This is a genomic window from Alloalcanivorax venustensis ISO4 (genome assembly GCF_015356855.1).
GTDB lineage: Bacteria > Pseudomonadota > Gammaproteobacteria > Pseudomonadales > Alcanivoracaceae > Alloalcanivorax > Alloalcanivorax venustensis.
Map to the genome: position 1 here is coordinate 25,081 of NZ_ARXR01000017.1, position 12,823 is coordinate 37,903.

The window sequence follows — 12,823 nt, forward strand, 5'->3', positions numbered from 1 at the left end:
TCAGGCACTGATGCGGTGAATCCTCACAACATTGTCCACGGTGCGCAACCGCTTGATGATGCGCGCCAGGTGGACCCGGTGTTTCACGGTGAGGGTGACGTTGATGATCGACAGGGTGGGGTCTTTGCCGGCCATGTCGATGGTGTCGATGTTGGAGCCCAGCTCGGAGACCACGTTGGCCAGGGTCGCCAGCACGCCGCGTTTGTTGACCAGCTCGATGCGCAGCGCGGCGGTGAATTCCTGCTCCACGTCCTTGTCCCAGTTCAGCGGAATGCATTTTTCCGGCGCGTCGCGCATTTCCGCGAGCAGATTCTTGCAGGTGTCGCGGTGCACCACGATGCCCTTGCCGGCGCTCAGGTGGCCGATCACGGTGTCGCCGGGCAGCGGGTAGCAGCATTTGGCGTAGGTCACCATCAGCCCTTCGCTGCCGCGAATCGCCAGGGGCAGGCGGTCGTCCTCCGGGTCGCGGTTCTCGCCACGGGCACCGGCCAGCTTGCGCGCCACCAGCGGCGCCAGCCGGTTGCCCATGCCGATGTCCTCGAGCAGTTCGTCCACGGTGCCGTAGTGGTTGTTGTTCAGTTCCTGTTGCAGGGTTTTTTCCGATAACAGCGACAGATCCAGCTGGTAGGGGATCAGCGCTTTCTCCAGCAGCCGCTGGCCCAGCTCGGCGGCGTCCTCGCGGCGCTGCTGCTTGAGGAAGTGGCGAATGTTGGAGCGCGCCTTGCCGGTCACCACGAAATTCAGCCAGCCCGGGTTGGGGGTGGCGTTGGGGGCGGTGATGATCTTCACCGTCTGGCCGGATTCCAGCGGCGTGGACAGCGCCGCCAGCTTGCCGTCGATGCGCGCCGCCACGCAGCGGGTGCCCACCTTGGTGTGCACCGCGTAGGCGAAGTCCACCGGCGTGGCGCCGGCGGGCAGTTCCTTGATGTCGCCCTTGGGCGTGAACACGTAGGCCTCGTCCGGGAACAGGTCCACCTTCACGTTCTCGATGAACTCCATGGAGTTGCCGGCTTTCTGCTGGATCTCCAGCAGCCGCTTCATCCAGGACTGGGCCCGTGTGTGGGTGGGCGAGCCGGGCTCGTCGTGGGACTTGTACAGCCAGTGGGCGGCGATGCCGTTGTTGGCCATCGCTTCCATTTCCTCGGTGCGGATCTGAATCTCCAGCGGAATGCCGGAGTGCGCCTTCAGCGTGGTGTGCAGCGACTGATAGCCGTTGGCCTTGGGAATCGCCACGTAGTCCTTGAAGCGGCCGGGAATCGGAATGAAGTGATTGTGCACCGCGCCCAGCACCCGGTAGCAGGTGTCCACCCGGTCGACGATGATGCGGAAGCCGAACACGTCCATGATGTCCGCGAACGGCTTATGCTGTTCCTTCATCTTCTGGTAGATGCTGTACAGATGCTTTTCCCGGCCCAGCACCCGGGCCTGGATGCCCTCTTCCTCGAGGCTGCGCTCCAGGCTGGTCTTGATCGAGGAGAGAATCTCACGGCGGTTGCCGCGCGCCGATTGCACCGCCTTGCCGATCAGCCGCGCGCGCATCGGGTGGATATTGTGGAAGGCGAGATCCTCGTACTCCACGCGCATGTTGTACATGCCCAGCCGGAACGCGATCGGGGCGTAGATTTCCAGGGTTTCCGTGGCGATGCGCTTGCGCTTCTCGGCGCGCATCACATGCAGGGTGCGCATGTTGTGCAGGCGGTCGGCCAGCTTCACCAGAATCACGCGGATGTCGCGGGTCATGGCCAGCATCATCTTGCGCAGATTCTCGGCCTGCTGCTCCGCTTTCGATTCGAACTTGATCTGGGCAATCTTGGAGACCCCGTCCACCAGCTCGGCGACTTCCTCGCTGAACGCCTCGGCGAGCTGCTCCTTGGAGACGCCGGTGTCCTCGATCACGTCGTGCAGCATGGCCGCCATCAGCGAGGCGTAGTCCATGTGCATGTCCACCAGGATGTTCGCCACCGCCAGCGGATGCGTGATATAGGGGTCCCCGCTTCGCCGGTACTGGCCCTCGTGGGCTTTCTCGGCAAAATAGTAGGCGCGAACCACCTGTGAAATTTGCTCTTCCGTCAGGTAGCTGCGTAACCGTTTTTTCAGGTTGTTGATCGAGGGCAAGATTCCTCGCCACGCCGCCAGGGCGAATCGAAGTGAACGATAATTCCTAGCTTAGGTTTGGCGTGGTGATTTGTCTACGTTATCGCCGTGAGCGCTTGAAAAGGCAGGGGTTTTCGGTGTGAAAGGAGGACGCTATCAGGCCGACGTGAAGGGTGGGAGCGTCGGTCGGGCGATTCAGGATGCAGGATACAGGGTTCAGCGCGAATCCAGATTCGGGATGGCGGCGAAATCCGTGCCTCGCGTTTAAGCGTTAAGCGCGGTCCCGATCCGTTCCGGTTAAGAGGCGCTTGACCGCGCTGTATCCTGAATCCTGCATCCTGAATCGGCGCTTTATTCGCCGAACGACTGGGTCAGCATGGCCAGGTCGTCGACGTCCGCGCCCTGATCGGCGATCGGGTTTTCAACCGATTCGGAGGTCACTTCCCCCGCGGCGATCTCGCGCAGCGCCACCACGGTGGGCTTGTCGTTTTCCCAGGCCACGCGCGGCTCCTTGCCGCCGGTCTGCAGCTGGCGGGCGCGCCGGCTGGATACCAGAACCAGCTCAAAGCGGTTGTCCAGGTTTTCCAGGCAGTCTTCTACGGTTACACGGGCCATGTCGATCTCCTATTGCGGGGGCGCGCACCTAGTGCGGCCCGCGATTCTACTGGGTTTCAGTACCGGACAACAAGTCGGCGAGCGTGGCCGCCTGGCGTACCGCCTGGCGGTCGGTGGTCAGACGGCGCGCTTCGACGATGGCGGCCAGCTCGTGCAGGGCCCGTTCGAAGTTGTCGTTGACCACCAGATAGTCGAACTCGCCGTAGTGGCTCATCTCTTCCCGGGCCCCGGCGAGGCGCTTCTCGATCACGTGGTCGTCGTCCGAGGCGCGGGTGCGCAGGCGCTGGGCCAGGGTCTTCAGGCACGGCGGCAGGATGAAGATGCTGGCCGCTTCTGGCAGCAGGTGGCGGATCTGGGCGGCGCCCTGCCAGTCGATCTCGAGGATCACGTCCTCGCCACCGCGCAGGGTCTCCGCCACCCAGTCGGCGCTGGTGCCGTAAAGGTTGCCGAACACCTCGGCGTGCTCCAGGAACCGGCCTTCTTCCACCATGCGCACGAAGGTCTCGCGGCTGGTGAAGTGGTAATTCACCCCTTCCACTTCGCCCTCCCGGCGCGGCCGGGTGGTGTGCGATACGGAGATACGCAGGCGGGGCAGCTTTTCCACCAGCGCCGCCACCAGGGAAGTTTTACCGGCGCCGGAGGGGGCCGACACAATATAGAGAGTGCCTTTGTCGGTCATACGCATGCGGTTCCTGTCTGCCGGGGTCTCACTACCCGCGAAAACGGGCATTATAGGGGGAAGTCCGCGGCCCGTCATGGCCAAGCCTAAAGGAGACATCATGCAGGACAGCCCGATCTCCGCCACCGTGGATTTCCACCGCGACGGTGTGCAACACGGTTTTCTCAAGCTGCCGCACTCCCACGACGACTCCGCCTGGGGCAGCCTGATGATTCCGATCACGGTGGTGCGCAACGGCGACGGCCCCACCGCCCTGCTCACCGGCGGCAACCACGGTGACGAATACGAAGGCATCACCGCCCTGCTCAAGCTGGCCGGCCGCCTGCGCGCCGAGGACATTCGCGGGCGGGTGATCATCGTGCCGATGATGAACCACCCGGCGGTGCTTAACGGCACCCGCACCTCGCCGCTCGACAAGGGCAACCTTAACCGCGCCTTTCCGGGCAGCCCCACCGGCACGCTCACCCAGCGCATCGCGGACTATTTCACCCGCTATCTGGTGCCGCTGTGCGACCTGGCGCTGGACATTCACTCCGGCGGCCGCACCCTGGACCTGCTGCCGTTCGCCGCCACCCACCGGCTGGCGGACGCCGACCTGGCGCGCCGCTGCCTGGAGGGCGCGCGCGCCTTCGGCGCCCCCAACACCCTGCTGATGGCGGAGCTGGAAGGCGACGCGCTCTACGACACCGTGGTGGAAGCCCAGGGCAAGGTGTTCATCAGCACCGAGCTGGGCGGCGGCGGCACCACCACGCCGGAGACCGTGGCGCTGGCGGAGCAGGGCGTGGATAACGTGCTGCGCTGGGCCGGTATCCTGGACGGCGGAGTGCCGCCGGCGACCACCCGCACGCTGGAAATACCCGACAGCGCCCACTATCTGCAGAGCGAACACGCGGGCTTGCTGGAGTTCGCGATCAATCTGGGGGACGCGGTAAAAGCCGGAGAGCCGATCGCCCGGGTTCACAGCCTGGAGCGCACCGGCGCCCATCCCACCGAGTATCACGCGCCGGTGGACGGCATCCTCATCGGCCGCCGCCACCCGGCCAGGGTCGCGATGGGCGACACCTTCGCGGTGCTGGCGGTGCCGTTGTAGTCAGGTACTGGTGGGGAGCAGCAGGCTCCGCAGTTCCGTGTCGTTGGTGATCAGTTCCGCCAGTGTGTAGCCGTCCAGCACCTGCAGAAACGCCTCCTGCGCCCGGCCCAGCACTTTTTTCAGGGTGCAGGCCGGGTCGATCGGGCAGGACGAATTCTCCCCGAAGCATTCGAGCAGCTTCAGGTTCTCGGTCTGCCTGACCACCTCGCCCACCGAGATCCGTTCCGGGTCGCCGGCCAGCACCAGGCCGCCGCCGCGCCCGCGCAAACTCTTCACATAGCCCAGCCGCGTCAGCGTCTGCGCCACCTTGGCGATGTGGTTCGCCGAGATGCCGTAGCTCAGCGCGATTTCCTGCACCGTGGCCGGGGCCTTGTCGCGGGACAGCCCCAGATAGATCAGCAGACGCAGGGAGTAATCGGTGTGGGTCGTCAGTTGCATAAAGTCGTTGACCGCTTTTAAAGAGGTATATAGTATTCCTGTTTAAAAGAGGTATGTAAAACGCCTCTTTTAAGTCCGGAGCAACAGGAGACCTGGAATCATGCTGACCGCCGATCAACTCGCCGTTATCAAAGCCACCGTGCCGGTGCTGCAGGAACACGGGGAAACCCTCACCCGCCATTTCTACCAGCGCATGTTCGAGCACAATCCGGAAGTGCGCCCCTACTTCAATCCGGCGCATCAGCGGTCCGGGTCTCAGCAGCGCGCCCTGGCCGGCGCCATCTGTGCCTACGCCCAACACGTGGACAACCCGGCGGCGCTCACCGACGCGGTGGAGCTGATCGCGCAGAAGCATGTGTCGCTGGGGATTCGGCCGGAGCACTATCCGATCGTCGGCGAGAACCTGCTCGCTTCCATCAAGGAAGTGCTCGGCGACGCCGCCACCGACGACATCATCGACGCCTGGGCCGCGGCCTACGGTGCTCTGGCGGACATCTTCATCGGCCGTGAGGCGGACATTTATCACGAGCAGGAGCAGCGGTTCGGCTGGCAGGGCTTCAAGTCGTTCGTGGTGGCGCGCCGCGAACCGGAGAGTGACAACATCACCTCCTTCTACCTGCGCCCCGCCGACGGTGCCCCGTTGCACCCGCACAAGCCAGGCCAGTACATCACCGTGCGCGTGGATGTTCCCGGCGCCGGCCCGGTGATGCGCAACTACAGCCTGTCCAACGCGCCCGGCGACACGCACTACCGCATCAGCGTCAAGCGAGAAGCGGCGCCGGTGGACGGTGCCCCGGACGGGGTCTGCTCCAACCACCTGCACGCCAACCTGAAAGAGGGTGACCGCGTGGCGCTGGCGCCGCCGGCCGGGGAATTCGTGCTCGATACCCGCGAGCAGGAGGCGCCGGTGGTGCTGATCGCAGGCGGTGTCGGCATCACGCCGTTGCTTTCCATGCTCCACCAGTGCCTGGCGGCCTCGCCGGCCAGCCGTCCGGTGACGCTGATCCAGGGCGCGCTGAACAGCCGGGTGCATCCGTTCCGCGAGGAAGTGCGGGCCCTGGCCGCCGCGCACCCCAACCTGCAAGTACATGTGCGCTACAGCGACCCGCTCGCCGGCGACGAACCGGGCCGGGGTTACCACAGCAACGGCCTGATCGATGAGGCGCTGCTCGACGCGCTCACCGTGGACGGCGCCCACTACTATCTGTGCGGGCCGGAACCCATGCTGCGCCACGTCCACGCGCTGCTAAGCCGGCGCGGCGTGCCGATGGACAGGGTTCACTATGAGTTCTTCGGACCGGCGGCGCTGGCGGCCTGAGTCATCACCTGAGCGAGCCGTTATCGGTATCTTTATACACTTTGAATACGATGCGGCTCAGCCATTTCATGGCCCCTTCATAGAGCAGTGGGCAAAAACGCTGGGCAAGCACGCCTAGGCGGATATCAAGGGACGTAAATATCCAGTAGCGATTCTTCTTAACCCCGGCAATAATCTTCTTTGCCGCGTGCTCGGGGGTTTTGGCGTGCCGCTGGAAGCGTCGCGTCAAGGCCTGTACATCGGGGTCATCCCGATCCACGCCGACAACATTGATAGTTTTCACCAAGCCGGTGTCCACTGCCCCGGGACAAACTAGGCTTACACCGATGCCGTGTTGGCGAAGGTCGAAGCGCAGCACTTCGCTGATGCCTCTCAAGCCGAACTTGCTGGCACTATAGGCGGCGTGCCAGGGCAAGCCGAACAGACCCGCGGCGGAGGACACATTGACCAGGTGACCGCCCCTGCCAGCCTTGATCATCGGTGGCAAAAACGCGTGGATGATATGAACCGGCCCTAATAAATTGACCTCGATGATCTGATTCCAATGCGTTAGCTCCAGATTCTCGATCGTACCCCAGGTCGAGATGCCCGCAATGTTCATTACCACGTCGACACAACCATGTTGCTTATGGATATCGTCGGCGAAGGCCTGCACCGCGTATGGATCGGAGACGTCAAGCGCCCGATGGAATAATACCCGTCCGCCCTTCTCCGTTAGCTCTTGCGTCACAGCGTCCAGTGACGGCCGGTTGATGTCGGTCAGGCACAGCCTGGCGCCTTCGTCTACGAGCAACTCCGCCGTTGCCCGGCCAATCCCGCTGGCGGCTCCGGTAACCAAGCAGAGCCTATTGCGCAGTGACTTCATGAAGATCTCCTATTTAAGGCGGGCATGATGCCATGCTGTCTGGCTGCTATCGGTAACCCATCGCGCCACAATAAGGGCCCAAAAGCGCCAAAGCGTCTTGTGTGACCGAAGGTGTGACATACTCGGCGATATCGTTAGGAGAATTGCCGTGGATGATAACGATAATTGGGTGGCGGCCCCCCACCTCCAGCATCTCGCCCGCACCGCACAGGCCAATGGTCTTGATGTCGAGCAATGGTTGCTCAGGCTGGGGCGGAAGAACCCGCCGATCGGCGCGGAGGCCACACTGCCGATCTCCATGCTCGAAGAACTCCTGGCACAGCTCGACGCGCGATTCCCGGGTTACCCGTTCGGGCTGGTGATGGCGGAGAGCACCCAGCCGGCCGCGTTTGGGGTTCTTGGCTACCTTAGCCAGAGCTGCACACGCTTCGCGGACGTTTTGGATTTGATCGTCCGCTATAATGGGCTGCTTAGTAGCTTCGGGAACAGCAAGGTGATCTACCTGCCAGGTCGGGTCCGCGTTGATTGGGAGTGCCTGGCGGGCAGCCCTCTGTTTCGCAGGCATGCGTACGACTATGTCCTGGGTAGCTTTACAGTGCTTGCCCGGACCCTCCTGCAACCGACTCCCATGGTTCCCCTTGAGGTCGGTTTTTCCCACCCGCCACCTGAAAATAAAGAGACACGGTTGCGTCTTCAACAACTATTCCAAAGCCCGATTTATTTTGACCAGCCGCAAGCGGGAATCTGTTTTGATCGAAAATTAATGGACCAACCCCTTAGCCACAGTGACCTCGGCATTAAGACCACGCTCGCACAACATGCTGATGCTCTAATGCGACAGCGGCAACAAACCACGACCTTGCCCAACACTGTGATGCGCTTGGCACGTGCCATGTTCGTTGACTGTCCCCCTGGTTTGGAGGACGTGGCGGATCAGTTAGGCATTAGTGGTCGTACTCTGCACCGGAGACTGGATGCCCATAACACTAAATTCCGGAGCCTAATTGACGAGATCCGAATGGAGAGGGCGCCTGATTTGATATCTAATAGCCACCAGCCACTGGAGGTGACAGCATTTCAGTTGGGCTTCCAGTCAAGACAATCCCTTATCCGATGGTTTAAGAAGCGTACTGGTTTAACACCCGGGGAATATCGGCAACGAGGAGATCACAAGCCATGAGAGATGCAGACCTATTGCGGCCCGAGAGGGGCTGGGCGCGTCCTGACTACGTTCGCATCCCCGCTCCACCGCAGCGGCAGCGCGCCGTGCTACTGCGCGCCCTATCGGGGGTGGCACGGCTCTTTGGCCGAGCTGAGCTGCCGCACATCTTTCCGGTCATTGGCATCAACGGTCGGATTTTCTGGCCATGGCTACTTTTTGCCTCCCAGATGATGCCTTTCGGTCGGCTCCCCGCGACGGATAGGGAGAAGGCGATCCTGCGTGTGGCTTGGCGCTGTAGAAGCCGCTATGAATGGGGCCAGCATGTGGAAATGGCGTTGAGGGTTGGCGTCAGCGATAAAGAAATCGTCGAGATCACGAAAGCGCCCGGTGACATCGCGAACCGAGATGATCAGCTGCTGATGGCGGCATGCGATCAGGTGTGTCAGCAGAGCCTTATTGATGAAGACAACTGGCTTGCGCTAAACCAGAAGTATAACAAGAGGCAGATGATCGAATTGGTCATGCTTGTCGGCCATTATGTAATGGTCGCTGGCTTGTTGATTAACGCGGGTATCGAGCTGGAAACGGCCACCGAGAAGACGTTACAGGGCTTCTATGCGCGCCTGCCTAAGGGATAGGCGGGTCCGGTGCCCCTGACTGTCCGGATTTGATCCTCCCAACAATGCGATGATTTGGCGTTACGCATATTTTCAACAATTGCGAGGCGCCATGATGATCAGATCGCCCTATTTTTCGGTTATTATTTTTCTCTTCTTTTGTACGCCACTCCACTCCTTTCAGGTGTCTGACGGCGAGCGGGTAAATCAACAAATTACGGACTTCGATATCGTCTCCGATAACCTTGTGGATGCAACCACTGTAAGGGTGATGTTGCCTACCGGATACTCCGATACTGTTTCAGGATATCCGGTTATTTACCTGCTCCATGGTGGTGGCGGAACCCATGAAGACTGGACGGTCTGGGGCGTGCAGGAAATTGTCGATGACCGTGATGTAATCATCGTCCAGCCGTCGATGGGAAAAGGGAGCTGGTATGCTGATGCGGCCGTTCCCGGTATAGATGGTAACCCGAAGTGGGAGACCTTTTTCTTTGAAGAGCTTGTGACCTGGGTAGATGGCACCTTTAAAACCGACGCCCGCCGCGAGGGGCGTGCAGTGGTTGGCCTTTCGATGGGAGGCTATGGCGCGATGAGTTACGCGGCGAGGCACCCGGATCAATTCATCGCCGCCGCCGCATTCTCCGGTGCAGTCGACACCAGCAGAGAGTTGATTTCGAATTGGATCGGTGTTTCACCGGTTATTGACGCAAGAGTGCCTTACTCGATCTTTGGGATCTGGCCTCTCGATACGGAGGTCCGCCAAGCTCATAACCCCCTCAACCTGGCGCACAATCTGGCGGGGATGCATCTCTCTTTCTACTTCGGCAACGGAAACCGTGGGGTCCTCGATAATCAGAACGAGTACAACCCCGTCAATCTGTTCATGGGCTGGATTCAGGAAGCCGAGGTGCACCGAATGAACTTTGCCATGCATGATCGGCTCAACCAACTGGGAATAGCCCACCAGTTTCACCCCTATGGCGACGGCATGCATTCGCCGGGCTACTGGATTCGTAGTTTCCGGCAGGAATTACCAGAACTAATGCGTGTGTTCGATAACCCGCCGGAGCCTGTCAATAGGTTGGTGAACGGTGACTTCGAGGCGGAAGGCATTGTGGGAAATGCTGACAATAATGATTGGCAGTGCTTGGGTCAGTGCGGCCTGGACCGGGGGCTTGAGTTAGAACACCAGGGCGTGAGCAATGGCTGGGTTCGCAACAGTAACACCGAATGGAACGAGCTGTACCAGGAGATCTCCGTCGCCAAGAAAACCGATTACCACCTGTCCGCCTGGATAAGAACATCCGGATCCAAGCTGACTCTTCTGGGGGTTCGTGGAATGGACGGGGCTACGCTGGTGGATACGCCGATAAGTGCAAGCGCGGACTATGCGGTATATCAATTAGCGTTTAATACGGGTGACCATGATGTTATACGTGTCTTTGCCGGATTGCAGCCTGGCGGTGATGATGCCTGGCTCCAGCTGGATGATGTGTTCCTGGCGGCGGGGCTTGCGCCGCCGGTAGCACCGGTGGTGCCGGATGAAGACCCCTTCGAGCCCTTCCCTAATGTTCCCCCTGAAGATGACACCAATGACGGCGCCCCCGCGAAAAACAGCGGCGGCTCCGCTCCGGTTGCTGGGTCCGGGGGCGGGTCGATACCCCTATCGGCCCTTCTGTTGGGGCTGGGTTTCGGTGTTTGGCGCACGATCTCGAGGAGTTTCAGCGGTCGCAGAACAGGTCGTGCAGCACCTCGATAATGCGGGTCGCCCGGGTGCCCTGCAGGGAATAATAGATCGTCTGGGCGTCGCGGCGGGTCTGTACCAGATCGTCGCGGCGCAGTACCGCCAGGTGCTGGGAGACCACTGACTGGCTGCCCGCCACCCGTGCGTTGATCTCGCCCACCGTCATCTCGCCCTCCACCAGCATGCAGAGAATCAGCAGGCGCTTCTCGTGGGACAACGACTTGAGCAGGCGGGCGGCGTCGGCGGCGTGCTCGGCCATCGCTTCGTCGGGCTTTGGGGGGCTGTTTTTAAGGCGTGTGTCGGTCATGGCATCGCTTCAATGATTTGACCTCAAAATAGCATTAGAAAGATGTAATGTAAATTTTTCTATATTAGGTTTGACTAATAAAAGGGCGCGGACTATAAAGAATTAAATCGATGTCACCCAGGAGGTTTTCATGGCAGCCGCGCAACGCCCTCAGGTTCGCTCCTTTCTTCACGAGCCCACCTCCACCTTTTCCTACGTGGTCTGGGACCCGGACACCCGCCGCGCCGCGGTGATTGATTCGGTGCTCGACTACGAAGCCGAGTCCGGACGGCTCAGCACCGATACCGCCGATGAACTGATCCGTTTCATCCGCGATCAGGGGCTGGCGGTGGAGTGGGTGCTGGAAACCCATGCCCACGCCGACCATCTGGCCGGCGGCGCCCATGTGCACCGGCAACTGGGCGGCACCACCGGCATCGGGGCCGGCATCCGTCAGGTGCAGAAGCACTTCAAGGAGGTCTACGGTTTCGAACGCGGCTTCCAGGCGGACGGCACGCCCTTCGAGCACCTGTTCGAGGATTTCGAAAGCTTCCGGGTGGGCAATATCGAGGCCCGTGCCATCCCCACGCCCGGGCACACCTCGGATCACCTGACGTATCAGATCGGTGACGCTATCTTCGTCGGCGACACCCTGTTCATGCCCGACGGCGGCACCGCCCGCTGCGACTTTCCCGGCGGCAGCGCCCATACCCTGTATCAGTCGATCCAGCGGTTGTTCGAGCTGCCCGACGACACCCGCCTGTTCGTGCTGCACGACTACCGGCCCGGCGGTCGCGACTACCGTTACGAAACCACCGTGGGTGACCAGAAGCGTGACAATATTCATGTCGGCGGCGGCCGCTCCGAGGATGACTTCGTCAAGCTGCGTACCGAGCGCGATGCCACCCTCGGCCTGCCCGATCTGATTATCCCCTCGGTGCAGATCAACGTCCGCGCCGGCCACACCCCGCCCGCCGACGACAACGGCCGGCGCTACATCAAGGTGCCCCTGAACCACCCGGAAGGGTTCTCCCAGACCGCGCACGACGAGGAGCTGCCGGTATGACCATCGTGAACTTCACCCCCTGGGCCGGCCTGATCGGCGGTCTGCTGATCGGCGCCAGCGCCTCGCTGCTGCTGTGGCTCAACGGTCGCATCGCCGGCATCAGCGGCATCGTCGCCGGCGCCACGGTGGAGCCCGGCGGCGACCGGGCCTGGCGCTGGCTGTTTCTGGCCGGCCTGCTCGGCGGCGCCGCCCTGGCGTTCTGGCTGGTGCCGGGCAGCCTGGCCTTCCAGTCGGACATGCCCTGGCCGGTATTCCTGGTGGCCGGCCTGATCGTCGGTTTCGGCACCCGGCTGGGCAGCGGCTGCACCAGCGGCCACGGCGTCTGCGGCCTGGCCCGGCTGTCGCCGCGCTCGCTGGCCTCGGTGGCCACCTTCATGGCCACCGGCATCCTCACCGTGTTCGTGATCCGGCACCTACTGGGAGTGGGCGCATGAAGAAGAATATCGCCGCGTTGATCGCCGGCCTGCTGTTCGGTCTCGGCCTGGCCATCTCGCAAATGACCAACCCGGCCAAGGTGCTCAACTTCCTGGACATCACCGGCACCTGGGACCCCACCCTGGCGTTCGTCATGGGCGGCGCCGTGCTGGTTACCCTGATCAGCTTCCGCTTTATCCTCAAACAGGACCGGCCGCTGTTCGAGGGTCAGTTTCATCTGCCCACCCGCAGCGATATCGATAGCCGCCTGCTCGGCGGCGCGGCCCTGTTCGGCATCGGCTGGGGCCTGGCCGGCTACTGCCCCGGCCCGGGCGTCGCCGCGCTGGCGATGGGCCTGTGGGAGCCGGCGTTGTTCGTGGTGGGCTTGCTGGTGGGGATGTGGGGGTTTCGGCGGTTGCCGGCGTAGGGCCG

General features: G+C 62.0%; 14 protein-coding genes. 8 read left to right on the top strand and 6 right to left on the bottom strand.

The genetic code is table 11. The features are described 5' to 3' along the window. From ISO4_RS10705 to gmk, 3 genes are all read right to left on the bottom strand, one after another. Nucleotides 1-2,115, bottom strand: coding sequence for a RelA/SpoT family protein (locus tag ISO4_RS10705; RefSeq protein ID WP_142947849.1), 2,115 nt, complete (start codon nt 2,113-2,115; stop codon nt 1-3). A 330-nt stretch (nt 2,116-2,445) separates the two neighbouring features. Next, nucleotides 2,446-2,709: a DNA-directed RNA polymerase subunit omega gene (rpoZ, locus tag ISO4_RS10710; RefSeq protein WP_142947848.1), complete on the bottom strand. Its 264-nt coding sequence runs from the start codon at nt 2,707-2,709 to the stop codon at nt 2,446-2,448. Nucleotides 2,710-2,755: 46 nt separating this feature from the next. Continuing rightward, nucleotides 2,756-3,388 (bottom strand): guanylate kinase, encoded by a 633-nt coding sequence (gene gmk, locus ISO4_RS10715; protein ID WP_142948012.1) that lies wholly within the window; start codon nt 3,386-3,388, stop codon nt 2,756-2,758. A gap of 100 nt (nt 3,389-3,488) precedes the next feature. Here gmk and doeB point away from each other — a divergent pair, with 100 nt between their 5' ends. Further along, nucleotides 3,489-4,478: a N(2)-acetyl-L-2,4-diaminobutanoate deacetylase DoeB gene (gene doeB / locus ISO4_RS10720; RefSeq protein WP_194856199.1), complete on the top strand. Its 990-nt coding sequence runs from the start codon at nt 3,489-3,491 to the stop codon at nt 4,476-4,478. Here the strand turns inward: doeB and ISO4_RS10725 are convergent, their stop codons facing one another. Next, nucleotides 4,479-4,916: an RrF2 family transcriptional regulator gene (locus ISO4_RS10725; RefSeq protein ID WP_194856200.1), complete on the bottom strand. Its 438-nt coding sequence runs from the start codon at nt 4,914-4,916 to the stop codon at nt 4,479-4,481. A gap of 100 nt (nt 4,917-5,016) precedes the next feature. Between ISO4_RS10725 and hmpA the strand changes: the two genes are divergently transcribed. Continuing rightward, on the top strand, nt 5,017-6,234 hold the full coding sequence (gene hmpA / locus ISO4_RS10730; RefSeq protein WP_194856201.1) for an NO-inducible flavohemoprotein: 1,218 nt from the start codon (nt 5,017-5,019) through the stop codon (nt 6,232-6,234). Nucleotides 6,235-6,238: 4 nt separating this feature from the next. Here the strand turns inward: hmpA and ISO4_RS10735 are convergent, their stop codons facing one another. Then, the gene (locus ISO4_RS10735; protein ID WP_228548057.1) at nt 6,239-7,099 is read right to left on the bottom strand and encodes an SDR family oxidoreductase; all 861 of its coding nucleotides are present in this window, start codon (nt 7,097-7,099) and stop codon (nt 6,239-6,241) included. 148 nt (nt 7,100-7,247) lie between these two features. Between ISO4_RS10735 and ISO4_RS10740 the strand changes: the two genes are divergently transcribed. From ISO4_RS10740 to ISO4_RS10750, 3 genes are all read left to right on the top strand, one after another. Then, nucleotides 7,248-8,279, top strand: coding sequence for an AraC family transcriptional regulator (locus ISO4_RS10740; protein ID WP_194856202.1), 1,032 nt, complete (start codon nt 7,248-7,250; stop codon nt 8,277-8,279). Further along, nucleotides 8,276-8,899 (top strand): carboxymuconolactone decarboxylase family protein, encoded by a 624-nt coding sequence (locus tag ISO4_RS10745; protein ID WP_194856203.1) that lies wholly within the window; start codon nt 8,276-8,278, stop codon nt 8,897-8,899. The genes ISO4_RS10740 and ISO4_RS10745 overlap by 4 nt, the downstream gene beginning before the upstream one ends. Nucleotides 8,900-8,990: 91 nt before the next feature. Beyond that, nucleotides 8,991-10,640, top strand: a complete 1,650-nt coding sequence (locus tag ISO4_RS10750; RefSeq protein WP_194856204.1) for an alpha/beta hydrolase — start codon at nt 8,991-8,993, stop codon at nt 10,638-10,640. Here the strand turns inward: ISO4_RS10750 and ISO4_RS10755 are convergent. After that, nucleotides 10,603-10,932: an ArsR/SmtB family transcription factor gene (locus ISO4_RS10755; protein WP_228548059.1), complete on the bottom strand. Its 330-nt coding sequence runs from the start codon at nt 10,930-10,932 to the stop codon at nt 10,603-10,605. The genes ISO4_RS10750 and ISO4_RS10755 overlap by 38 nt on opposite strands. A 130-nt stretch (nt 10,933-11,062) precedes the next feature. Here ISO4_RS10755 and ISO4_RS10760 point away from each other — a divergent pair, with 130 nt between their 5' ends. Genes ISO4_RS10760 through ISO4_RS10770 form a run of 3 tightly spaced genes read left to right on the top strand, consistent with a single transcriptional unit; the run spans nt 11,063 to nt 12,818 of the window. After that, nucleotides 11,063-11,977, top strand: a complete 915-nt coding sequence (locus ISO4_RS10760) for an MBL fold metallo-hydrolase (RefSeq protein ID WP_194856205.1) — start codon at nt 11,063-11,065, stop codon at nt 11,975-11,977. Then, nucleotides 11,974-12,411, top strand: coding sequence for a YeeE/YedE family protein (locus tag ISO4_RS10765; RefSeq protein WP_185956864.1), 438 nt, complete (start codon nt 11,974-11,976; stop codon nt 12,409-12,411). The genes ISO4_RS10760 and ISO4_RS10765 overlap by 4 nt, the downstream gene beginning before the upstream one ends. Next, entirely contained in the window at nt 12,408-12,818 is a 411-nt protein-coding gene (locus tag ISO4_RS10770) for a DUF6691 family protein (RefSeq protein WP_194856206.1), read from the top strand. The genes ISO4_RS10765 and ISO4_RS10770 overlap by 4 nt, the downstream gene beginning before the upstream one ends. The last annotated feature ends 5 nt before the right edge of the window (nt 12,819-12,823 follow it).